The sequence below is a fragment of the Caballeronia sp. SEWSISQ10-4 2 genome, from assembly GCF_030464885.1.
Lineage (GTDB): Bacteria > Pseudomonadota > Gammaproteobacteria > Burkholderiales > Burkholderiaceae > Caballeronia.
Genome location: NZ_JALPRJ010000032.1, coordinates 1 through 22,815, shown reverse-complemented (window position 1 = coordinate 22,815; position 22,815 = coordinate 1). Strand labels below are relative to the sequence as shown.

Below are 22,815 nucleotides of genomic sequence, written 5' to 3'. Positions count from 1 at the left end.
GTCGTTTCGACTGTGAATGTAACGGGGTTTCCTCTGTGAATAGGTATTCGGATGTGGTTTGGCAGAAATCGATGGTTTGTCGTCAAAAGGGGAAGCTAAAACAGCGGCGAGCATACCCGCGAATTGGAACGCCTGGTGTTGTGGCTCGTGATCGTGCGGGGCGTGGCGCTCTCGTCGATGACGGTGGAAGACTGCGAGGCGTACAAGGATTTTCTGAAAAGTCCGATACCCACGTTCGTCGGCCCCAAACGGCCACGTTTGAGCGGGCGCTGGCGCCCGTTTACACTGGAGGGCTTATCTGCTGACAGCCAGGCGCATGCGGTGCGCGCGATTCGGGCGGCGTTCGCGTGGCTCACCACGGTGCGCTATCTCGCCGGCAACCCGTGGAGCGCGGTGACGGATCCTGCGACCACGTCGCGGGAGGTCGACGTGCAGGTCGAGCGGGCGCTGTCCGCCGATCTCTGGACGCAGGTGCGCGCAGAACTGGCCGCCCGGTGTGAAGGCGAAGACCTGAGCGGGCTGACGCCGACCGACGAGGAAGCGCGCCAGTGGCGCACCGCGCGGGCGGCGATTCTATTGATGGGCGACTCGGGTTTGCGGCGCGACGAAGCGGCCAATGCCCGGTGCGAAAACCTGAGCGTCGCGGTCGTGACGTCGGGTGGTCCCGGGAAAACGTCCACTACGGTTTCTGCGAAGTCGTCGTCAAAAGCCGCACCGAGTGACGCAGCAAGCGGCGCATCGCCAGGGCAACCCGTGACGGTGTGGGCACTGACCGTCGTCGGCAAGCGCCGCAAGCAGCGCACGGTTCCGGTGAGCGGGGCGACGGTCGCCGCGTTGCGCGCGCACTGGGCCGATCGGGAAAAAGATTGCGAGGCGCTGTCGGTCGCGGCACCCCTGATCGCGCAGGTCGTGATCAACGGCACCGAGGCGTCGCTGGCCAAGCATGGCGGCGGCACGGACGGAAACAGCGAGGCGCCGTATTCGGCTGACGCACTCGCGCGACTGGTGCGCGAGGCGGTGCGACGCATCGCGGGTGACCTGTTGCGCAAGGGCGCGCTATCCTGCGACGCGCATGGAAAATTGCTCGCTACGTCGGCTCACGCGTTTCGCCAGGGCGGGATTGCCCCGGGTTATTGAGCAGTTACTGTGATCGAGTCAAAGTTCGGGCTAAGGCAAGATGGCCTGTGTTCTAACTGGAGAGTGCGCCATTCCTGGGGCTGGAGCTTCTGTGTCTTCGTCTTTCGCACCGCTGCGCGCCCGCAAAAAAGGCAACGCCAACTGTCAGTCGAAAATCGGAGGTGACGCCAGCCCCCGGAATGGCGCGCTCTCGCACGTCATCGGCAAGGGCGGCGCCGAGGGCGAGGTGCCGGTGAGCGACACGTTGATGGCGGACTTTGCGCGCTATCGTGCCTTTCACGACCTGCCGCCCGTGCCGTGCGCAAGCGAGACCGGTCCCGCCGTGATGAGCATCGCCGGCGACACTGCGCGGCATCCGACACCCGCGGCGATCTACCTGATCGTCAGGGAAGTGTTCCGCCGCGCCGCTGACGCGCTCGAAACCACCAACCCGGCCGGCATCGCTACGCTACGTCGCGCATCGATCCACTGGCTTCGCCACAGCGCCGCCTCCCATCAGGCCGACGCCGGTACGGACCTGCGCTTCATCCAGAAAAATCTGCGGCACGCGTCGATCGAGACCACCGGCATCTATCTGCAGGCCGAAGACGACCAGCGACATACACAAACGACACGTAGCAGTGAACATCCGGGCGAGCCGTCCCGTCAGCCGAAGGCGCTCGCGTAAAATACGCATCCATCACCGGCAATGGATGCTGGAGACAAACGCAGGCAAGCAGCCAATGTGGTGAGCGGAACCTCGACTTTTCCTCTGCACACCTGCGTTGCTGTCATCACCGGCTTGAACTTGCATGGATGGGTTTTCCTCGATGTCGTCAGTTTTTTATGATCGCGCGCAGATTACGAACTGGTTAGGCTCCCACACGGTCGCCAAGGGGCGTGAGTACGTCCGCGCCGTGTCGGGTTTGCGCTGGCGGGACCACAGGCTCAGCGGCAAGGTGAAAGGTTCGGCCTGGCACCCCTATGAGACGGAGGTGCATTTCTACGAGTCGGAAGAAGGCCTCTGGATCGAAAGCGAATGCACGTGTCCCGTCGGCTTCGAGTGCAAACATGCGGCGGCGCTACTGCTCGCGGGGCTCGAAAATATGCCCGGCCCCACACCCGATGCGACACGCGTGGCGACACCCAGCGTGCGTCCCGAACTCGTGAGCTGGCTGGAGACCTTCCGCGCGCAGCGTGCAGCGGCGGTGCCCAGCGCGAAGAAGGCCGCAGCCAGGCCCACGCAGGCGCTGGCCTACGTGCTGGTCTGGGTGGACTATCGTCAGCGTCACGAGGTTCAGATCTACAAGGCGGGCTTAAGCAAGGACGGTACGCTCGGCACGCGCGCCGAGTCATGGAACAACGTCGAAGCCGCCCTCATCAAACCGCCCAAATTTGTCACCGCCGACGATCTAATACTGCTGCGCGGATTATGGCTAGGACGATCCCGTGAAGATTACGGGGCCTTTGCGCTGCAGGGCACAAACGGTGCCGACGTCCTGTCGAAGCTGGTGGCGAGCGGGCGCTTCTTTATTGAGCAAAAGGCGGCGCAAACTTCGTATATGCAGCTGGATTTATCGGCAACGGGTCCTGCACTCGTCCAGGGGATTGAACGGCCGGGCCAGATCGCGTGGCAGACGCAGGCCGACGAGCGCGTGCGGCCGATGATACGCACCGAGCCGAACGCCACCATGGTCATCGCGACGGAACCCGCGTGGTATGTCGACACACAGACCGGTGAAGCGGGCATCGTGCAATTGTCCATGTCGTTGGGAGCGCTGCGGGATTATCTGTCGATGCCGCCGATCTCTCTGGCCGAAGCCCCACTCGTGGCTGCGGTGCTGCGCGAGAGCGCACCGGATCTGCCGTTGCCGCCGGCGCACGATACGTCAGCGATTCGCGTGATCGATACCGAGCCTGTACCGGTTCTGTCACTCGATACGCGGCCTTTGTATTCGTCGGGCTTTAGCAGTCGCGACCCCCGCAAATATGACCCTCGGGCGCATGCGTTCGATTTCGCAACGCTCAGCTTTGACTACGACGGCGTGAGCGTCAATGCGGATAACAGCAAATCGCTATTCGTGGCGCCAAATGGCGACGTGACCCAGGTCAAACGCCGCCCCCATGCTGAAAAACAGCGCTTGCTCGAACTGCGCAAGACCGGACTACAGAAGGTCTCCCCCGGCTACGGGCCGCAGCCCTTTGCTGAGGCAATGCTCGGGTTGCCGGAGCCCGCGGCATGGCCCGTCTTCGTGAATGAGTCTCTGCCCGTGCTGCGCAGCAACGGCTGGCGGGTCACCATGGGAGCGGCGTTTCGTTTCAATGTTATCGAGATCGTTGACATTGACGGGATGGTACGTCATGCCGGCGATGGTTGGTTCGATCTGGAAATGGGCATCACGGTGGGCGATCGCACGGTGCGCCTGGAGCCGCTGCTGGCTGAGTTGTTCCGGCGTGACCGGCGCTGGCTGTCGGGCGAACTCGACAGCATTGCCGATGACGAAGCGATTGAACTCAAAACCGATCAGGGCGAACGGCTGCGCCTGCGTGCGGACCGGCTCAAGCCCGTCGTGCGGGTGCTGGTCGACCTGTTCGACACTGTCGGCGACGGCTCCCTGCGCATCTCGGAACTCGACGCGGCTCGCCTAGAAGCATTGAGCGATACGGGCCACTGGCAGTTCCAAGGCGATGCGTCGATCCGCCAACTGGCGCAACGCCTGCAAGCGGGACCTGGCTTAACCGAGGCACCGGTGCCAAGAGGCCTGCGTGCTGAACTACGGGCCTATCAGCATCAAGGCCTGAGCTGGATGCAATTCCTGCGGGAACAGAATTTAGCGGGTGTACTCGCCGACGACATGGGCCTCGGCAAGACCGTGCAGACGCTGGCACACGTGCTCGCAGAGAAGGAGGCCGGTCGTCTTGACCGGCCCGCGCTGATTGTTGTGCCCACTACCCTGGTCCACAATTGGCGCGAGGAAGCCCGTCGCTTTACGCCGGATCTGAAGGTGCTGGATTTGAATGGGCCCCAGCGTAAGGATCGTTTCGATCAGATTGGAGAACACGATCTCATCCTGACGACCTATGCGCTGCTGTGGCGCGATCAGGCCATCCTCGCCGAGCACGACTATCACCTGCTGATCCTCGACGAGGCCCAGTACGTCAAGAACGCCACCACCAAAGCGGCGGCGACCATCCGCGAACTGCGGGCGCGGCACCGCCTGTGTCTGACAGGCACCCCGCTTGAAAATCACCTCGGTGAATTGTGGTCGCAGTTCGATTTTCTCCTCCCTGGATTCCTCGGTAGCCAGAAAGATTTCACGAAGCGCTGGCGTACCCCGATCGAGAAAAACGGCGACACCGTGCGCAGCAATCTACTCGCGCGGCGCATTCGCCCCTTCATGCTGCGCCGGCGCAAGGATGAGGTCGCCACAGAACTGCCGCCCAAGACCATCATCGTGCGCACCGTTGACCTCGAAGGCGCGCAGCGCGATCTGTATGAAACCGTACGCGCGGCGATGCACGAAAAGGTTCGAGCCGCCGTCACTGCCAAAGGGCTTGCCCGCAGTCACATCATCGTGCTCGAGGCGCTACTCAAGCTGCGCCAGGTTTGCTGCGATCCACGCCTCGTCAAGCTGCAAAGAGCCTCCAGCGTCAAGGAATCGGCCAAGCTGGATCTACTGCTCGCGATGCTGCCGGAACTGATCGACGAAGGCCGGCGTGTGCTGCTGTTCTCGCAGTTCACCGGCATGCTGGCACTGATCTGCGCCGCCCTCGAGAAGGCCGCCATCCCATACGTCATCCTCACCGGCGACACCACCGATCGCGTGACGCCCGTGCAGCGCTTCCAGCAGGGCGAAGTGCCACTCTTCCTGATCAGCCTGAAGGCCGGTGGGGTTGGCCTGAACCTGACGGCCGCTGACACCGTGATTCACTACGATCCGTGGTGGAATCCCGCGGCCGAAAACCAGGCCACCGACCGCGCACACCGTCTCGGTCAGGACAAACCGGTGTTCGTCTACAAGCTGATCGCCGCCGGTAGCATCGAGGAAAAAATTGTCGCACTGCAGGAGAAAAAGGCCCAGCTCGCCGACAGCATCCTGTCCGAAGACGCCGCCGGCGCTGTCAAGTTCTCGGATGATGATCTCGAAGCACTGTTCGCGCCGATTCCCTTCGCGACGCCCGTTTCACCGGCAGCGAAACCGAGGCCAGCCACCAGGACCGGAACGTAGGATGGAGCATTTTTTGACGTTCTCCGAAATCAAATTTGCACGAAATCGTAGATAGGCAAGTCTGTCCCGACGTTGCCCTGCCCAGTGGCCGATCTTTCAAACACGGAATTGACACAGTGAACCACGAAGGCAAGATTGATCTTGCGGCCCTAGCGGCGATCAGCCCGGAACGCCTCGCGGCAATGTTAGCCGAGGCTGCCACGATGCTTCCATGTATGCAGCGTCGATTGGATTTCGAACTGTGCGTGCAGAAAGGCGGAAACGTCGTCACTGCCACTCGTGAATGGATCGATGAATTCAGTCGGCAAACGTCGTTTCTCGACGCAGAGCAGATCCGTGAAGTGGCTTGGGAACTGGATGCGATACGAGCAGTCATTGTGACGCATGTCGCTCTCGCAGCCCCGGATCATGCGCCTGACATGATGTGGAGGTTCTTCAAGTTAGCCGAAACCGTATTCGAACGCACTGCCGAAGAAGGATGGGATGTCAGTTGCGTTTTCGACGAAGCTTGTGCCGACCTGATTAAGGTGACCGCTCACGCTGGTACCGAGCCTACAGTCTTTGCCGAGGAAGTCCTCGCGGCCGTCGCTTCCAACGAGTACGGACAATACAACGCACTGGTTCGGGCTACTGCTGAAGCTGAGCCATGGGCGGCTGCCTACCTCTCCCAATTGAAGGTGCTGTTGCAGCAATCTTTGGACAAACAGCCGGGAGCGAAAGACGGCACGAGCGGCAGTCGCAACCTCAAATTGCAACTGCTGCAAGACACCATGCAGGGACTGTCGATCCGACGCGGAACGTAACCGGCCGACTATTTTAGTGCTGGGGTGAGCCTCTGAAAGTCAAACCAGATAAAGGTTTGAGGAAGATTTTCTCTTTTCGGGGGATGGGCAAAAATAGCCACCATGCGCTGAATCCCTGTGACTATTGAAATTTCCATAATTTATGACGTCACCAGAGCGTTGCCTGCATCCAGCATGCCGCAATGATCGAGGGTCGTTTTTGAGCGCTCTTGAGTTTGTTGCGTGCGGTGGCGTGCAACTCGCTCAGATCGTTGGGACAGTAGTTGGCCAGTGCGTGTCGCTTGAGCCACGCCCACAGATATTCGACGGGATTGAGGTCGGGGGCATACGGGGGAAGAAAAGCAATCTGAATGTGCCCGTTCAGCCCATCGAGATAGTCGCGCACCGGGCGGCTTCGATGTGCCTTCAAACCATCCCAGATCACCAGCAGAGGTTGCTTGAGATGGGCCCTGAGTGCTTTGAGAAATTCGACGATCTCTTCCTTGCGGATGCTGCCTTCGTGAAGCCTGAACAAACAGTTGGTGTGCGTGAGTCCGGCAATCACCGAGACGTGATTCCAGTTGAAGTGAAACTAGATGACGGGCGTCTGACCCTTGAGCGCCCAGGTGCGCACGCGCGTGGGGCGCTCGCTGATGCCGGACTCGTCTAGAATGGCTCGGCGCAAGCCTTCCAGCTGGGACTCGTCCAGTCTGGCCGGACGGCCTCTCGACGGCACCGAGCGCAGCGCATCGATTCCGCCTTCATCGAGCAAGGTCTTCCATGTGTACACGGTTTGCCGGGCCACGCCCACAACGAGCGCGACTTCGGCAGGCTTTTTCCCCCTGAGCAGCAGTCGCCCTGCACGCAATCGCTTCCTTGTCGCCTCGTCCGATCTTCCCTTGACCATGCCCCATACCTCTAGACAGTGCGTTGAAGATATAACGCACAGGACTACGATTGGTTGTCATGTTTTACGGAAATATCAATAATTGCCTTGCACGTTGCAAATGTCCGGCGCAATAATTCCCCGCCATGAAAAATCCTCTTACTTAGACCCTCGACGCAGACGGCCAGCCGATTCCCTGCGAGGACGGGGAACAGTTCATCACGAGTGGTGGCTGAGCTGCGGACGCTGTCACGAAGGCTGCAAGTACCGCGTACCGGTAGCGCGTGACCCGATTGGGTTCGACTGGGAGTATCCGCCGTTCGTCGAGTACGACGTCGTGGGTCCGCTTTTCCCGAAGGGGAAGCTGCTGCCTGATGCTTGTAACGCAGACGTGATTTGAATCGCGCCCCTCCTTGAGGGGCGCTTGTTCATGCCGGCGACAGACCAGCCCTTTGCCCCATTTTTGGGAATGGGGTTGACAAACGCTATCGTTTGTCATGTTTGTCTTATTTGACAATCGAGGGAATTTGTGCAATGCTTTCGGGTATGGGAATTCCGAAGGAGGAGGCCTGAAATGACCACAGCAACGGCACTGAAGCGTGTCACCAGGGACGCCGCTGGCGATTCCGTTGACCGGGCGCTAGGCAACGCGGCCGGCGCTCTCTCGTACGCGGAACACCTCGAGGTCATCTTCGAGATGCCTGATGCTGAGGTCGGACGCCTCATCAAGCAGAAAGCTCGCTCATTCAGACGCATGATTGAACAAACGGACAGCCCGGTGGCTGGGCGTTTGACTGAGCCGGTGGTCCTCGAGTTGCCGCAGGAAGCGGACGACGCTGCGCCGGAGACGGTGAAGCAGGATGACTTCGACATCGCATCGCGCGAATTCAGGCGCAGCCTCATCAAGCGGCAGCTGCTTTCGTCGGCAAACCTGCAGGCAGCCCTCAGCTTGACCCGTCAGGCGGTGAGCGCCGCCTCGCGCGCGCGCCGGCTCTTCACGGTCGATGTTGAAGGCCAGAGCTACTTTCCGGCGTTCTTCGCGGACGGAAAGGTCGGCCGCGCCACGCTAGAGAATGTCTCGCGCATTCTCGGTGAGCTGCCCGGCTGGACCAAGTGGGACTTCTTCACAACGGCGAAAGGCTCGCTCGGGGACATCAGTCCCCTGGAGGCGCTCCGCAAGGGCAGGATAGAAGAAGTGAACAGGGTCGCGTCGGCGTTCACCGAGGAGGCCTCGCGTTGAGCCTGAAATATCCGGATGTTGCCTTCTCCGAGCTCGTTTTGCCCGTCATCGAAGTCGACGCGGCGAAGCTTGTTCGCATTTCCCGCCGCAACAGCGGCGAGCCGTATTTTGGAAAATCTGGACTGAATCGGTTCGATGACCCTCGCGGTCATTTGCCGCCGGCCGACCGGTACGGCACCTGTTATTTCGGGTTCACGCTCGCCTGCGGTTTTGCTGAGACGGTGCTTCATGACCGCACGTCTGACGGCGGCAGGTTCAAGATTCCGTACACGGAACTGGACCGGTGGGTTATTCGATTCAAGGGCGATAAGCTGAAGCTAGCCGTGCTGACAGGCAAGCACTTGAAGCGACTGGGCGGGGAGGGGTCCCTGTCGTCCATCGTGCCCTATGAACTGCCGCAGCAGTGGTCACTGGCGATTCACGAGCACCCGGCGACAGTGGACGGATTCGTCTACATGTCGAGGCACCTGAACACCGAGGAAGCCGTAGTGTTGTTCGACCGGGCGCTTGGCAAGCTGACCGCCAAGTCCCCGTACAAAGAATTTCAGGACTGCCCGGGCTCGCTGAGGGTGCTGCGCGAGTTCAACGTGCTGCCGTACTGAGCTTCGGTCTGCAGGACTCTTGCGTGACGATGTTGTTCCGGATTGACAAAACCCCAGTGCTGAGATCAGCGACTGGGGTTTGTAAAATACGAAGGGGAAGTGACCACTGACGATGTTCGTGCTGGAAAAGCGCTCACTGCGCAGCGGCCGCTTCAGTGGGCCGCCGACGACCTGGTGTCGCTGCCTCCAGATGCGGAAGTGCCGGACAGGGAAAATCAATTTCGAATGATTTTACGCGTGACACACGCGTCCGTGATTGCGTTATCGCATTGCAGAGGGAAGGGGTAAAGTGCGGGTCTGACGACAGATGGCAAACAACGGACGCTCTTCAAACGCCTCGGCGTCGGAACGTTATCTTCCTTGGTGTGTCGGAAACCAAGTCGTAGGACGCCCAAGTCAGGCAGCGAGGACTGGAGTCTCGACGGCTTCACGCCCGTGCGGTCGTGATTTTTAAAGTGGTGAGATGAGGCAGACCGATCGGCGCGCGGTACAGGCGCGAACAAAATTGGCCTAGGCTCCGTCAAGCTTGTCGCTATATGCCGCTGAAGGAGGCCTATAGCTTTCATGGACGGTTAGAAATGTCATTCGTGACCATCATAGCGGAGCCAGGGATGTCCGTTCATTGACTGTAAGCGGCCGCGCGTCGCAGTCCGGACCACAGACCGCTACGGGTCGGCATGAGCCGCCCGACGTAGAATCGCAGCACTTCCACAAGATTAATTACAATATGAAGCGAGCGAAACTGTTCACCGTAACTGCGACGGCGAAGATCAAAGGGGTCAAGGACCGGCGCAACATTCGCCCCCTCGCGGAGATCAAAGAGCGCATTGCATACGATCCAGCGAAAGGCTCGTTCACGTACCGTATTGACTGCGACGCGGGTAATGCCGGAGAGGACGCAGTGTGGCGCTGTCGCCGAACTGACAATGTTGGTACACCCTACGAAAGCACGCGCTACTGGGAACTGGTCAAGTTCGCGAGCGACCAACGGTGCGATCCGCGCAAACTCGCATACTACTTTGTGACTGGCGTGTGGCCTCCCATAGACACGTGGGTCGCAGGTGGCGAGAAATTTGATTACTCGGCCAAAATGCTTCAACTCGTGGCCTCCGGCGTTAGCGGGGTAACCTAATGGCTGCGAAAAAACCGGTGGCGGTCTCGCAGCAGGAATTTCTGCGAGACGCGATGCAGCGGCTGAAGTTGACGCGGGCAGGCTTCGCCAAGCGAATCAGCGTGCCCGAGAAGACGCTCGATAAATGGCTTGCGCCAGCTAATACGGCCGACTTTCGGAACATGCCCGATGTGGTTTGGGCATACATCCGCGAGATTTTGGACTGGGATGTAAATAGGTCTTGATATACCCCCAGTGGGGGGTATATTGTGAGCTTCAATGAATCTCTGCCGAGAAGCAAATGTCGACTCAGACTGCCGAACTGATGAACATGATCGATGCCGACAAGGCGACGCTCGACGCTGCGCGCCCGCTGCCTCCGAATACGGTCGCCTCGCTGCGGGAGAAGTTGACGCTGGAGTGGACGTATCACTCGAACGCCATCGAAGGAAACACGCTGACGCTGCGGGAGACGAAGGTGGTGCTCGAAGGCATTACGGTCGGCGGAAAGTCCCTTCGCGAGCACTTTGAGGCGACGAACCACCGCGACGCGATTCTCTATGTCGAGGACATCGTCTCGAAGGCCGAGGCGCTGTCGGAATGGCAGATCCGCAACATTCACGGACTCGTGTTGAAGGGCGTCAACGATGGCGAAGCGGGTCGGTACCGCCGCGAGAATGTTGTGATCGCAGGTGCGAGCACGACCCCGTCGGACTTTCTGCATTTGCCCGCCGAGATGGAGGCGCTGATCGACTGGTACGGTCAGGCCGCTACGATGCACCCGGTCGAGCGCGCGGCAGAGTTGCACACGCGGTTCGTGAAGATCCATCCCTTCGTCGATGGGAACGGCCGAACGGGCCGGTTGCTGCTGAATTTCGAGTTGATGAAAGAGGGCTACCCGCCCGCGATCATCCGCAAAGAGGATCGGCTTGCCTATTACGACGCACTCGACAATGCCTGCGTCAGTGGCGACTACGGCGACATCACGCGGCTAGTCGCGGAGTCGGTGCAGCGCTCGCTCGACACGTATCTCGACGTGCTCGGGCTGCGCCATGCCCCTGCACCGGATACGGCACCACCATCACCGGGTTTTCGGATGTAACGGAGGAAAAGCCATTGCGTGGCCTGTAGCTTGTTGTTTCCCCGGGCCATCTCACTTGTGTACAACGAACACTCGGACAGCTATGCCTCGGTCATTTTTTTTGTGCTCCCCTTCTAGATCCTTAAGTGCTTCGGGATTGGTTAGAGAGTGCTCAGGGTCGTACACGACACACCACAGCTTCTTGCATCCTGGGTGCGTTGCATAGTGGACAATGTCTAAGAGCAGTTCGTCCCCGACTCCCTTCGCGTGCTGCCTGTCTCGGACGCACTTGGTCTCGATGACCAACTCGTGAGCGGGCAGGTAGAAGTCCATGCGGGTACTCTTGCCCGCGTAGCTTGGGGTGTACTCTTCAGGCCTCACGTCTTGTACCCAGGGCCGAAGCAAGGCGTGGAGCAGATCTTGCACATCGTATTCATTGGCGAAATGCATCTGCTCTGCTCCTTTTCGCCGATATGTGAGCGGGTGCATGGCCCGACGCAGACCCTGAATCACGACCTGAACAACTTCGTCTACGTTGTTGGGCTTTGCGGGAACAAGACGAGCAGAGACTTGACTGATGTCTTCACTCTCAGCTACGCGGCCTACTGGGAGCACCCTTCCATGCCGGTAGTAACGGAGTCCATCTTCTGCTAAGGCCGCTTCAATGCGAGCCTTATTCTCTTTCCATGCAAGATCGTCCGGGCTCGCGGGAACAGTGTCCATATATTCTTCGAGCACATTTCCCAAAACTTGGAGGCTATCGACGCTGGCGTCTTGCCCAGATCGGAAAAGCCATTCCTTCCACTTTCCGGCATGCGAGAGTGCAGGCGGCTCTCCAGGAGCGCCAGAAGATATGAAGAGGGCATCAAGCGTTGAATGGCCGCCTGTAGACTGGATAACGTCGCCGACGATCTTGCAAAGTGCCCGTGAAAGCCGTGTGTTTGTCATTGTAAACAACACTATACCTGAGCGCCCAGGATCGCTTCCGAACGGAAATCGCCACTCGTCCTTTGCCGGAAACCTGCCCTGAATTTCGATGACGGGAAAGGCGAATGACGCATATGTGCCGACGGCCGACTTTCGCCCCCTTGCCACCCAATCTCTCGTTGAGCAGTCTTGCCATGAGTTGGACAAGATCGTAATGGGCGATGGATTTTTCGCATGCGAAAAAATGTCTGTGTAACGCAAAGACACGAGTTTTGAACCACGCCCGCGAAACGCATGTATAGCTTCGGCGGATTACGCACAAGACGTCGGTTCCGCGTTCAGGCTGCACGCGGCAGTACCAGATCGGCGCTGGGAGCGCATCGCTTTAGCGCCCGCGCCTCGTTGTCGAACAGGTGCAATGCAGCGGCCGGCAGCGTCAGCGCAATGCGCTGCCCCGGCGTGGCGTGGGTATGACCCGGCGCCTTCACCACGAGAGGCTGGTTGACCACGCCGCTATCCAGGTACAGGTAAGTGGATTCTCCAAGCCGTTCCTGCCACTGCACTTCGCGCACGATATGCTGTGACGCAGTGCCGGGCTCCGCGTGCTCCGGGCGCAGCCCGACGGTCACAGGTACCCCAGGTTTCAAGGCGCTTGCGTCAACCAGCACATCGATCAGCTCTCCTGTTGTTAATCTGACCCGGGCGCGGCCGGCATGCCCCTCCACGACAACGGCCGGCAGGAAATTCATCTTCGGCGAGCCGATGAACCCGGCCACGAAGAGGTTGCTGGGGTAGTGATAGAGCTCCAGTGGCGAGCCGCATTGCGCGACGCTGCCGTCCCGTGCGACCGCTTCGCCACTGTTAAGCAACAGGATGCGGTCGGCGAGCGTCATTGCCTCCACCTGATCGTGCGTGACGTAGATCGTGCTGGCGCGCCCGAAGTCGCGATGGATCTTGGCGATCTCGAAACGGGTCTGCACCCGCAGCGCGGCGTCCAGATTGGATAGCGGCTCGTCGAAGAGGAACACGCCCGGCTCGCGCACGATCGCGCGCCCGATGGCGACGCGCTGGCGCTGCCCGCCTGAGAGCTGTTTCGGCTTGCGATCGAGCAGGTGCTCGAGTTGCAGCACGCGAGCGGCAGCCGTCACTTTTTCACGGATCGCGGCCTTGTCGACTCGCGCCAGTGTCATACCGAACGCCATGTTTTCGTAGACACTGAGGTGGGGAAAGAGGGCGTAGCTCTGGAAGACCATCGCCACTCCGCGTCGCGACGGCGGGGTGTCGTTCATCCGCACGGAATCAATCAGCAGATTGCCCGCGCTGATGTCTTCAAGACCCGCAATCATGCGCAACAGGGTCGACTTTCCGCACCCGGACGGTCCCACGAAGACGCAGAACTCACCCTCCAGGACCGACAGGTCGACGTTGCGAATCACTGCTGGCTGCTCACCATATGCTTTGACAACCGATTGCAATTCGATGCTTGCCATGATGGGCCTCAGTTCTTAACCAGCTGGTTCGCCGTCGCGTTAGCGGCCTTCATGGCGGAGGGAGCGTCTGACTTGCCGATCAGGACGGATTCCACTGCGTCGGTGATCACCTGGTTGACCTGCGCGGCGTTGTCGCCAATTGGCGGAAGGAAGGTCTTGGCCTTCGACATCGTCAGGAATGCGGATGAATCTATGCCCTTGGCTTTCTGTACTTCCACCGCTTTTTGCGCCATTCCCTTGATGGATGGGAACACGACGCCTTGGGCGGCCACTACACCCTGACAGTCCGCCGAGCCGAGGTATTTGACCCATTTCCACGCCTGTTCCTTGACCTTCGAGCCGGCCCAGATCGAGTCGCCCAAGCCATTGAACATCGTCGCGCGGGTACCGCTCGGACCAACAGGAAGTGGCACCCATGCGGTGTCAAAGTGGGCATTTTGTCTGAAATAGTTGATCATCCACGAACCCTCCGTTACGACCGCGACGCGGCGCGCGACAAACATGGCGTCCACACCGAGCGTCTTCGCGTCCGCGTAACTGCCGGACACACCGTGGCGCGGCAGGCCAGCCAGCCAGGTGAGGGTCGCGGCGAGCTTCGGGTCATCGTAGTAATACTTCTGCGCCCACGGTTTGTCCTGAAACCTGAATCCGTCTGAGACCGCGAAGAAGCTCCACTGGGTTTGACCGGTCATGTCGCCATTGCTCGCGTTCTGATAGCCGTACATGGCGACCTTCTGCTTGTCGAACTTCGGATCGAACGCGTTCGCGCCATGAGTGTCGACGGTCAGCTTCTTCATGACCTGCTCGAAACTCCCGCCATCGCGCGGGTTCCAGGTCATGGACCGCAGGTCGGCCAGCGTGACGCCCGCCTTCTTGGCCGCGTCCAGATTCACGATCATCGCGATCGTGTCCCAGTCCTTCGGCATGCCGTACTGCTTGCCGTCGCGGCCCCAGATGTCGTACAGATTTGGCTCGAACACGCCGGTGTCGAACTTGTCGCGCTGGATATAGGGCGTGAGGTCGGCAATCTGGTCGCTCTTGGCGAATTCCGTGTATTTGCTCAGATGATCCGTAAAGACATCGGGTGCGGTGCCGGATACAAAACCGGTCGAAAGCGTTGACCAGTAGTCAGCCCAACCTGTCTGCGTAATCTTGATGTTGATGTCCGGGTTCTTCTTGTGAAAATCGGCAGCGCATTGCCGGTAAGCGGGCAACTGGTTCGCATCCCACAGCGCATAGCTCACATCCGCGGCGCTCGCACTGCTCGCGGCAAACGTGAGCGCGGCGGTGACGGCACATGCGAATGCCCATTTTGTTTTCAACATGAAATGTCTCCTTTTTTAACTTCCAGGGTAGTTCGGCTAAACGAGGCTGTCCCGAGGCGGTCCGTTATGTCCGCTACTTGCCGCCGCTGAACTGCACCGATTCAACGACGCGTCTGCCAAATGCGAGTAGCAGGACGATGGTTGGAAGAATCGAAATGGTGGTGGCCGCCATCAGGCCGGTCCAGTCGGGTTGCCCTTGCGGCGTCTGAGACTTGAAGGCCTGCAGCGCGACCGGAATCACCCGATGCAGTTCATCGTTACCCACGAGGTATGGCCAGAAGAATTCGTTCCACATGTTGATGCCGGTCAGCATGGCGATCGTGATGATCGGCGTCAGGCTAAGCGGAAGAATGACGCGCACGAAGATATAAAAATGCGACGCACCATCGAGCAAAGCGGCTTCTTCAAGATCCCGGGGAATCGACAGGAAAAACTGCCGGAGGAAAAACACGGAGAATCCTTGCATCAGGCAGAACGGTGCGACCAGACCGATCATGCTGTTAAGCCAGCCAAGCTCTTTCATCAGGATGAAGTTCGGGATAAACGTGACTACGCTCGGCACCATCATGGAGCCGACAAACAGTCCGAACAGGACCTTGCGGCCGGGAAATCGCAGGCGCGCGAACGCGTACGCAGCCATCGCGCTGCAACTGATCTGGGTCACAACAACGATCGACGTAAAAAGCATCGAGTTGCCGAGTGCACGAAGAAAATTGATGTCGGCGCCTGAACCGCCGGCGGCCTGACTCTCGTCCGTACTCAGCAGGCCAAGCACGCGCTTGAAATTGACGAGCGTCGGGTTGGCGGTAAGCAACTGGGTTGACTGCGTATAGAGATCGTCCGAGTGGGTGAGAGCCGTTTTCAGTGCTATCCAGAGCGGCGTCAACGTGATGGCCAGCATGACAGCGAGAGCCGCCCACGCGAGCATCCGTCCCGTTGGTAATCGCCGGCGCGCCCGCCGGGGCGCAAGCTGGGCCACTAAAGTCTCATTCATCGCAAGGCTCTCCGCAGGTTCACGCCAGATCGTTTTCAGATGCCCGCATCAGGCGCATCTGGACGACGGTGTATAGCAACATCAGCACGCACAAAGCCATCGACATGGCCGAGGCATAGCCCATCTTGTAGTAGCTGAATGCGTTCTGGACGATGTAGTAGACGAGCACCCGGGTCGAATCGAGTGGACCGCCCTTGGTCGTGACTGCAATGGTGTCGAATATCTGGAAGGAACCCGTCACACTCGTGACAAGCACAAACACCATCACAGGACGGAGCAGCGGCAGCGTCACGCGCCAGAACATCTGCCATTCGCTGGCGCCTTCGAGGGAGGCAGCCTCATACAGTTGACGAGGGATGTTCTGCAGGCCGGCGAGGAAAAGCATGGCAACAAGACCGGTATATCGCCAGATGTTGACTGCCGCCACGGTGATGAGCGCCTGATCGACGCCGCCGAAAAACGGCTGACGTTCGATGCCGACGGTGCCAAGCAGGGAATTGATCCAGCCGAGCAGGGGGTCGAGCATCCATAGCCACATCATCGCGACGAGTACATTTGAAAGCAGGTAGGGCAGCAGGACCACCGACTTGATGAATAACGAGCGTGACAGCCTGTCCATTGCGACGGCGAGAAAGAGGCCCAGTGCTGTCTGGAGAGGAATGTTCAGCATAACGTAGTAAGCGGACAGCTTCATACCTTGCCAGAACTGGCCGTCCTGGATCATGGCGGCGTAATTGCCGAGCCCGACGAATCGCGGTGGGCGCAGCAGATTCCAGTCCGTGAAGCTGATCTCGATAGCCCGCAGCGTGGGCCATCCGTAGAAAACAATAAAACCGGTCAGTGCGGGCAGGACCAGCGCCCAGGCGGTGAGCGTCTCAGCGCGGCGGTTGCGTCCGAGTGCCCACGATTTTGCCGGCGTGCCCGCCGCCGCCGCTGACGCCGGCGCCGTTTTCGTGACCTGTCCGGCCAAACCGGGTGACAGGTGATCCATCGTATGTCTCCTCAGGGTCAGGACGCTGCGCCGACCCGATTTGGCGTGCCGGTTAGGCGAGTCAATTTACAAGAACCGGCTAACTCGTGTTAGAGCCGCTACTGTGCTCGTTTTCGCAGGGCCGTAACAATGCGTGGAAACCCCTAACTAACGCGCTTTAGTTTTTGGCTTTTTCGTCCTAGAATGCCAACGAAACATGGGTGGCGTTCGTGTCTGCCGTCCGGCGCATTGGCTGGTTTTCTAAACCCTTTCCTCTCGAGAGTTTCTATGCATTCACGTCGCCTCAAGATCGCGCTGATTGGCGCCGGCAGCATCGTATTCACCCGCAACCTGCTGGGAGACATCCTGTCATATCCGGAGTTGTCGAACTGCGAGATCGCGCTGCACGACATTGACGAACATCGTCTCCGGCTGGCGGAAAAGGTCGCGCGGAGGATTGCGACGGGGCTCGGTGCGAAACCTGTGATTACGGCCTCGATCGATCGCCGCAGCGCGCTTGAGGGCGCACGTTTCGTGATCAGCACGATTCAGGTGGGCGGTTACCGCCCGGCGACCGTCACGGACTTCGAGATTCCAAAAAAATTCGGACTGCAACAGACCATCGGCGATACGCTCGGGATCGGCGGGATCATGCGCGGCTTGCGTACGATCCCCGTTCAGCTGGACATGCTGCGCGACATGGAGGAAGTGTGTGCCGAGGGTGCGATCCATCTGAACTACGTCAATCCCATGGCGATGATCACATGGGCGCTCAATCTTGCATCCACGCGGATTCCGACGATCGGCCTGTGCCACAGCGTGCAGCATACCGCCCAGGAGCTGGCTCACGACCTCGGTATTCCGGTTGGCGAGATTGATTTCCGTTGTGCCGGCATCAACCATATGGCCTTCTACCTGAAGTTCGAGCGTGAAGGGGTAGACCTCATGCCGAAGCTCAGGGAGATCCAGCGCGAAGGTCGCATGCCCGCATGGAACCGCGTGCGTTATGAAATGCTGCGTCAACTTGGATACTTCCCGACTGAATCGAGCGAGCACTTCAGCGAGTACGTACCCTGGTTTATCAAAAACGGCCGTGAAGAACTGCTGGAGAAGTTCAACATTCCGCTTGATGAATATCCCAGCCGTTGCCAGGTGTTCGAGCACGCATGGCCGTACATCGAACGAGAACTGGAGCATCCCGGTTCGCAGGATGTTCACGCGCTCGAGGCTGAACTGGCAGCGGCGGACATTCACGTCATGCCACGCGAACTGGCGCATGCCGCGCGTCTGCTCGAAGGGCTCGACACGATCGAGCGCTCGGTGGAATTCGGCAGCACCATCATCCATTCGATGGTGACCGGCAAGCCCAGCGTGATCTATGGCAACGTGCTGAACCATCATCTGATCGACAATCTGCCGCAAGGCTGCGCTGTCGAGGTGCCCTGCCTGGTCGACGCAAACGGTGTGCAGCCAACGCGCGTCGGAGCGCTGCCGGTTCAACTGGCCGCCCTCATGCGTACCAATGTCAATGTGCAGGAACTCGTCGTTGAGGCCGTGTTGAAGGAGAACCGGGAGCATGTGTATCATGCAGCCATGCTTGATCCGCACACCGCTGCCACGCTCGATCTTGAGCAGATCCGTGCAATGGTCGACGAATTGTTGCAGGCGCACGCTGCGTATTTGCCGCAGTATTTGCATCTCTAACACCACTGCGATGCCATCGATCACCAAAAAACGTCCCACAAGCGCTCAGGTGGCGCGCCGCGCCGGCGTGTCACGTACAGCTGTGTCCTTCGTCCTGAATAACGTCATGGATCAGGGCATCAGCGCGGCGACTCGCGAACGCGTTCTGCAGGCAGCACGCGAGTTGGGCTACGAGCCGAACGCGGCCGCGCGCATGCTGGCGAGCGGCACGACGGGAACCGTGGCGTTGGTGATTCCCAAGGCATCACACCTGTATGTCGATTCATTTCTTGCACAACTGGTGGCAAGCATCAATGAAGAGTGCCACAGGCACGGATTGAAGTTGCTCATCGAGTCAACGGAAGACGAGGGCCGGGAGCCTGGAGGTTTCGTCAATCTGGTTCGCAGCCGCAGCATTGATGGACTCATCGTCGTCAACCTGCGCACCACCGAGCACGAACATCTGCAGCGGCTTCACGATGCGGGTATTCCTATGGTGGTGTTTAGCCGCGGCGCGATGGAGGTCAAAAACATTCACACGATGGGCAACGACACGACGCAATCGGCCCGCATCGCGACTGACCATCTGCTGAATCTTGGGCATGAGCGGATTGCGTACGTGAACTTCGCCCCGCGTGAATATCGCGCTGTCAGTGAGCGGGAGCAGGGCTGGCGCGAAGCGCTTCAGGTTAGAGGCATCGACGTGGACCCCACCTGGGTCGAGTATGCCGACATCGATGCGATGAGCGGCTACCTCGCAACGCAACGGCTGATCGAACGAGGGGTGAAATTCACTGCGCTCTTTGCAGGCAACGACACGATTGCGTTCGGTGCGATCAAGGCGCTGAACGAGGCCGGCATCCGGATTCCGCAGGACGTCGCGTTGATGGGCTACGACGACATTCCGCTAGCTGCTTTTGCGACCCCGGCGTTGAGCACGATGCGCTCCGACCCCGTGGGGCACGGACGGGACGCAATGCATGTGCTGCTCGCGCAGATGCAGGGGGAGTCGGCTACCCATGGCTCTCACGTCGAGCGTGTTGCGCAACTGGTCATTCGGGATTCGTGCGGAGCGAATACTGGGAGCACCCTAAGTCCGGGCACGCTTTGACGAGGTCAGCCGGCATCATCGTATCGAGTCGGCTTGCTGGGTACCAAGTCGGTGACAAAATGGGCGGAACTCGGGGTTAATTATTCTGGTCGCCAAGTCCAACGTTTGACGATGCTCCGCGACAAAATGCATGCGCTCGTGCTGATCCTGCGGGATCGGACGCATCGCTGCCAGCGCCCAGACGACGATTCATTTTGGTCCAATGTCTTTTGTTGGAAATTCGCAGAGTACGCGTTCAGTACGCGTCATTTGGAATAACGGCCCGTTATTGGAAGTCTGAAGGTCGATATCGGGGAGGGTAGTCAGTACAATAACCGCGGTCACGCGCCTGGGCAAGGTTGAGGCTCCTCTCCCGTACCAGCACGTGAACGGGCCTGCTGTTCTTGAGGGCCCGTTTGGATGGCCGGAGCACTCTAATAGCTGCCGCTAAAGCACCGACAGCGCGACCGGCGACTGTGGGTCGGGTACGGCCGACCGCCTGTGGGGAAGAGGTCGACCACAACTCGTCGCTCAGCGATTTGGGATACCTGCCACTGAATCGGCTGCTTCACTCTGAGACCTGACGGACGAGCTACGCTCACAATTCGACCAACGCCGCCGTTTGCGCGCTCCGTTTGCTGTCATTCCCAATGACCTGTTTGACACGCGCCGAACAGGCGCTTAGGCGCTCTGTCAATCTTCGCTCGGACTCCAATGCAGCGCAGCTTCGAGACGTCGACGGAAGGGAGTATCAATCTGGCGGGGCGCGTTGCGCACATACTTTTCGGCCACTTCGCGCGTTCGGCCTGCATGACCGATAACCTGCCCAACGATTCGTGGGACGACGACTACAGACGCTGGCTCGCTGAACTTAAACAGAGGGTCGAGCGAACCCGACTTCGCGCAATCACCAGCGTGAACCGCGAACTCGTGACGCTGTACTGGCAGATTGGCCGGGAAATCTTGGATCGTCAGCAGCGACAGGGGTGGGGTGCCGGAGTAGTTGACCGGCTCGCCCGGGACTTGAAAGCAGCGTTTCCCGACATGCGAGGTTTTTCTCCGCGGAACCTGAAATATATGCGCTCGCTGGCGCAGGCCTGGCCAGACGCAGAATTTGTGCAGCAGCCTGCTGCACAATTGCCCTGGTTCCATCTCTGTACCTTGCTGGACAAGATCAAGGATCCGGAGCAACGGAGTTGGTATGCCGGCAAGACGCTTGAGCACGGCTGGTCGCGGCAGGTGCTGACGATGCAGATCGAGACAGGGGCCTATACGCGAGCCGGCGGTGCCGTGACGAATTTCAGGGAAACTTTACCTCCGCAACAGTCCGATCTCGCTCGAGATGCGCTGAAGGAACCGTACATTTTCGACTTTCTCGGCCTCACTGAAGATGCACAGGAGGCGTGATATCGAGCGGGCGCTCACCCGTCACATCACCCGGTTCCTTCTTGAGTTGGGAGCGGGATTCGCGTTTGTCGGGTGGCAATACCGGCTGGACGTCGGAGGTGACGAATTTTTCATTGATCTCCTGTTCTACCATCTGAAGCTGCGCTGCTACGTGGTCGTTGAACTGAAAACGACCCCATTCCGTCCAGAGTATGCGGGCCAGCTTAACTTCTACCTTTCTGCGATCGATGCGCAGGTGAAAGCGCCGGATGATCAACCTACGATCGGCTTGCTCCTGTGCAAGGAAAAGAATCGGCTGGTCGCGGAATATGCGCTGCGAGGCGTCGCCAAGCCAATGGGCGTGGCCGAGTATCAATTGCTTCGACAGGTGCCCGAATCACTGGAAACAACGCTGCCGTCGATCGACCAGATCGAAGCAGAGCTTCGGCCAGATTTGCCCGACATTTAATACAGGCGCGCTAGCAGGTGCGCGAATACGCGAACATTACAGACTCCCCCGATCTTTATTTGACATAAGATAAATTATCAACTTTTCTGCATCCAGATAATTCAAAGTTAAGCGCTCGTTGAATGCAGCCGCAAATACAGGACCGGACACCCATCCGGTCTTTTTTTCCGCTGTCAGTCGAGCCCATCATGACACCCGCCACACGGAAAATCCTCACCCGTCACAACGCCTCACCAGTCGCCGAATTCCTACTACGCGCACGGCATATCGCTGCCGATCCTTTGCCGACTTCTACAGCGCAGCAAACGGACCATCACCGAATGGCTCAACGGCGCACGCATCATTCCAACATGGGCCGTAGCCGTCCTACGTTTGCAAACCCTTGAACACGAACTGAAGCTCGACGAAATGGGCGTCACACGCGACCTGGACGAACCGGTCGAGGACCTCCGACGTGGACCCGCAGCAAACGCACACGCATACGTGATCAATGCGAATGCGCCAGCCTTCCACGAGCGTAAAAAAACCCGCCAGCAGCGGGTTTCATGTTGGCAGCGCCGCAGCTTCACGTGCCCGGCCAAAAGCGTTCATCCAACGTCTGTTCGATCGTATACGGACACACATCCGAAAACGTACTCTCAGGCAAGCCCGTTTCCCGCTCAGCCTCAATCTGCGCATAGCCATAAGCCGTCGCAAACGCAGCAGGCAGCACCGACGTCAAACTCGGATTGTCATCCAAATGAGCCGCAACCTTACGCCGCTGCTCAATCACCGTCAGTTGCCAGCTACGCCCCCGAAACGCAGATTGAAACTGCCATTTCAGCAGATGCGTCAACAGAACCGTCAGGCGATTCACCAGCTCACGCTTTTCACTGCGCCCCATGCTCTCGATTTCCTCTGCAATATGACCAAGATCGGCATCGGCCAACCGCCCTTCGCGCAACAACGCCGCTTGCTCGTTCGCCCAGGCATAAAAATCCCGCTCATAAAGCGCGTCATGAGTCGCAGCCATCAGATCACCCCATTCAAGCTATTGGCACACGAAAAAAGTATAGCACCCGCTCTGTTGGTGATCACGGTCGCCATCTAGTGTGGTGCGTCACAAATAATGCAACTTAATCGCGATCTGCGAGTCTCCTTTTTTACGGAGGGAGAACTCATGAGAATCGCGGTGAAAATTGAGCTAAGCGAAGCACAGCGCAAACAGTTAAAGACGTGGGCTACTGGCCGGACGATTCCGGTTCGACTGGCTGAGCGCGCCAAGATGATTTTGCTCGCAGCGCAGGGCAAGACAGACAAAGAGATCGGTGCGGACCTTGCTATCTGGCGAGGCACGGTAGCACGCTGGCGCGCTGGCGCGCTCGCTTTATAGCTGACGGTGTGACGGGGATCGAGCGCGATGAGACACGACCCGGGCGCAAGCCGAAGATCGCC

At 59.3% G+C, this 22,815-nt stretch carries 16 protein-coding genes and 4 pseudogenes; 13 read left to right on the top strand and 7 right to left on the bottom strand.

Annotation, left to right across the window (positions count from 1 at the left end; translation table 11 throughout):
* Positions 1 to 123 precede the first annotated feature (123 nt).
* The 4 genes and pseudogenes from M0D69_RS21840 (at position 124) to M0D69_RS21825 (ending at position 6,148) form a co-directional block, all read left to right on the top strand.
* Positions 124 to 1,137: a hypothetical protein gene (locus M0D69_RS21840; RefSeq protein ID WP_301783990.1), complete on the top strand. Its 1,014-nt coding sequence runs from the start codon at positions 124 to 126 to the stop codon at positions 1,135 to 1,137.
* Between the two features lie 193 nt (positions 1,138 to 1,330).
* Positions 1,331 to 1,804: pseudogene (locus M0D69_RS21835) on the top strand (tyrosine-type recombinase/integrase); the annotation flags it as partial.
* 142 nt (positions 1,805 to 1,946) lie between these two features.
* Positions 1,947 to 5,345, top strand: a complete 3,399-nt coding sequence (locus M0D69_RS21830; RefSeq protein ID WP_301784049.1) for a DEAD/DEAH box helicase — start codon at positions 1,947 to 1,949, stop codon at positions 5,343 to 5,345.
* 116 nt (positions 5,346 to 5,461) lie between these two features.
* Positions 5,462 to 6,148 carry a DUF6880 family protein gene (locus M0D69_RS21825; protein WP_301783989.1) on the top strand — a complete coding sequence of 229 codons (687 nt, stop codon included), beginning with the start codon at positions 5,462 to 5,464 and terminating at the stop codon, positions 6,146 to 6,148.
* A gap of 148 nt (positions 6,149 to 6,296) precedes the next feature.
* Here M0D69_RS21825 and M0D69_RS21820 read toward each other — a convergent pair.
* Positions 6,297 to 7,034: pseudogene (locus tag M0D69_RS21820) on the bottom strand (IS630 family transposase).
* Positions 7,035 to 7,587: 553 nt separating this feature from the next.
* Here M0D69_RS21820 and M0D69_RS21815 point away from each other — a divergent pair.
* The 5 genes from M0D69_RS21815 (at position 7,588) to M0D69_RS21795 (ending at position 11,068) form a co-directional block, all read left to right on the top strand.
* Complete coding sequence (locus M0D69_RS21815; RefSeq protein ID WP_301783988.1) at positions 7,588 to 8,253, top strand: hypothetical protein; 666 nt, start codon at positions 7,588 to 7,590, stop codon at positions 8,251 to 8,253.
* Complete coding sequence (locus M0D69_RS21810; protein ID WP_301783987.1) at positions 8,250 to 8,855, top strand: RES family NAD+ phosphorylase; 606 nt, start codon at positions 8,250 to 8,252, stop codon at positions 8,853 to 8,855. The genes M0D69_RS21815 and M0D69_RS21810 overlap by 4 nt, the downstream gene beginning before the upstream one ends.
* 727 nt (positions 8,856 to 9,582) lie before the next feature.
* Positions 9,583 to 9,987, top strand: coding sequence for a hypothetical protein (locus M0D69_RS21805; protein ID WP_301783986.1), 405 nt, complete (start codon positions 9,583 to 9,585; stop codon positions 9,985 to 9,987).
* A complete protein-coding gene (locus M0D69_RS21800) occupies positions 9,987 to 10,211 on the top strand; it encodes a transcriptional regulator (protein WP_301783985.1) in 225 nt (74 codons plus the stop codon). Before M0D69_RS21805 ends, M0D69_RS21800 begins: the two co-directional genes overlap by 1 nt.
* 56 nt (positions 10,212 to 10,267) lie before the next feature.
* Positions 10,268 to 11,068, top strand: coding sequence for a Fic family protein (locus M0D69_RS21795; RefSeq protein WP_301783984.1), 801 nt, complete (start codon positions 10,268 to 10,270; stop codon positions 11,066 to 11,068).
* 51 nt (positions 11,069 to 11,119) lie between these two features.
* On the opposite strand, the gene M0D69_RS21790 is transcribed toward M0D69_RS21795, so the two are convergent.
* The 5 genes from M0D69_RS21790 to M0D69_RS21770 all read right to left on the bottom strand — a co-directional run bounded on the left by M0D69_RS21790 (position 11,120) and on the right by M0D69_RS21770 (position 16,774).
* Positions 11,120 to 12,142 carry a hypothetical protein gene (locus M0D69_RS21790; protein WP_301783983.1) on the bottom strand — a complete coding sequence of 341 codons (1,023 nt, stop codon included), beginning with the start codon at positions 12,140 to 12,142 and terminating at the stop codon, positions 11,120 to 11,122.
* Between the two features lie 170 nt (positions 12,143 to 12,312).
* Positions 12,313 to 13,464: an ABC transporter ATP-binding protein gene (locus M0D69_RS21785; RefSeq protein WP_301783982.1), complete on the bottom strand. Its 1,152-nt coding sequence runs from the start codon at positions 13,462 to 13,464 to the stop codon at positions 12,313 to 12,315.
* 8 nt (positions 13,465 to 13,472) lie between these two features.
* On the bottom strand, positions 13,473 to 14,789 hold the full coding sequence (locus M0D69_RS21780) for a sugar ABC transporter substrate-binding protein (RefSeq protein WP_301783981.1): 1,317 nt from the start codon (positions 14,787 to 14,789) through the stop codon (positions 13,473 to 13,475).
* A 73-nt stretch (positions 14,790 to 14,862) separates the two neighbouring features.
* On the bottom strand, positions 14,863 to 15,783 hold the full coding sequence (locus tag M0D69_RS21775; RefSeq protein ID WP_301783980.1) for a carbohydrate ABC transporter permease: 921 nt from the start codon (positions 15,781 to 15,783) through the stop codon (positions 14,863 to 14,865).
* 19 nt (positions 15,784 to 15,802) lie between these two features.
* The gene (locus M0D69_RS21770; RefSeq protein WP_301783979.1) at positions 15,803 to 16,774 is read right to left on the bottom strand and encodes a carbohydrate ABC transporter permease; all 972 of its coding nucleotides are present in this window, start codon (positions 16,772 to 16,774) and stop codon (positions 15,803 to 15,805) included.
* A gap of 267 nt (positions 16,775 to 17,041) precedes the next feature.
* Here M0D69_RS21770 and M0D69_RS21765 point away from each other — a divergent pair, with 267 nt between their 5' ends.
* The 3 genes and pseudogenes from M0D69_RS21765 to M0D69_RS21755 all read left to right on the top strand — a co-directional run bounded on the left by M0D69_RS21765 (position 17,042) and on the right by M0D69_RS21755 (position 21,381).
* Positions 17,042 to 18,457, top strand: coding sequence for an alpha-glucosidase/alpha-galactosidase (locus tag M0D69_RS21765; protein WP_301783978.1), 1,416 nt, complete (start codon positions 17,042 to 17,044; stop codon positions 18,455 to 18,457).
* Positions 18,339 to 19,547: a LacI family DNA-binding transcriptional regulator gene (locus M0D69_RS21760; RefSeq protein ID WP_367619744.1), complete on the top strand. Its 1,209-nt coding sequence runs from the start codon at positions 18,339 to 18,341 to the stop codon at positions 19,545 to 19,547. Before M0D69_RS21765 ends, M0D69_RS21760 begins: the two co-directional genes overlap by 119 nt.
* 789 nt (positions 19,548 to 20,336) lie before the next feature.
* Positions 20,337 to 21,381: pseudogene (locus M0D69_RS21755) on the top strand (YhcG family protein).
* Between the two features lie 565 nt (positions 21,382 to 21,946).
* Here the strand turns inward: M0D69_RS21755 and M0D69_RS21750 are convergent.
* Complete coding sequence (locus M0D69_RS21750) at positions 21,947 to 22,393, bottom strand: DUF29 domain-containing protein (protein WP_301783976.1); 447 nt, start codon at positions 22,391 to 22,393, stop codon at positions 21,947 to 21,949.
* Between the two features lie 147 nt (positions 22,394 to 22,540).
* Between M0D69_RS21750 and M0D69_RS21745 the strand changes: the two are divergent.
* Positions 22,541 to 22,815, top strand: a pseudogene (locus M0D69_RS21745) (helix-turn-helix domain-containing protein); the annotation flags it as partial.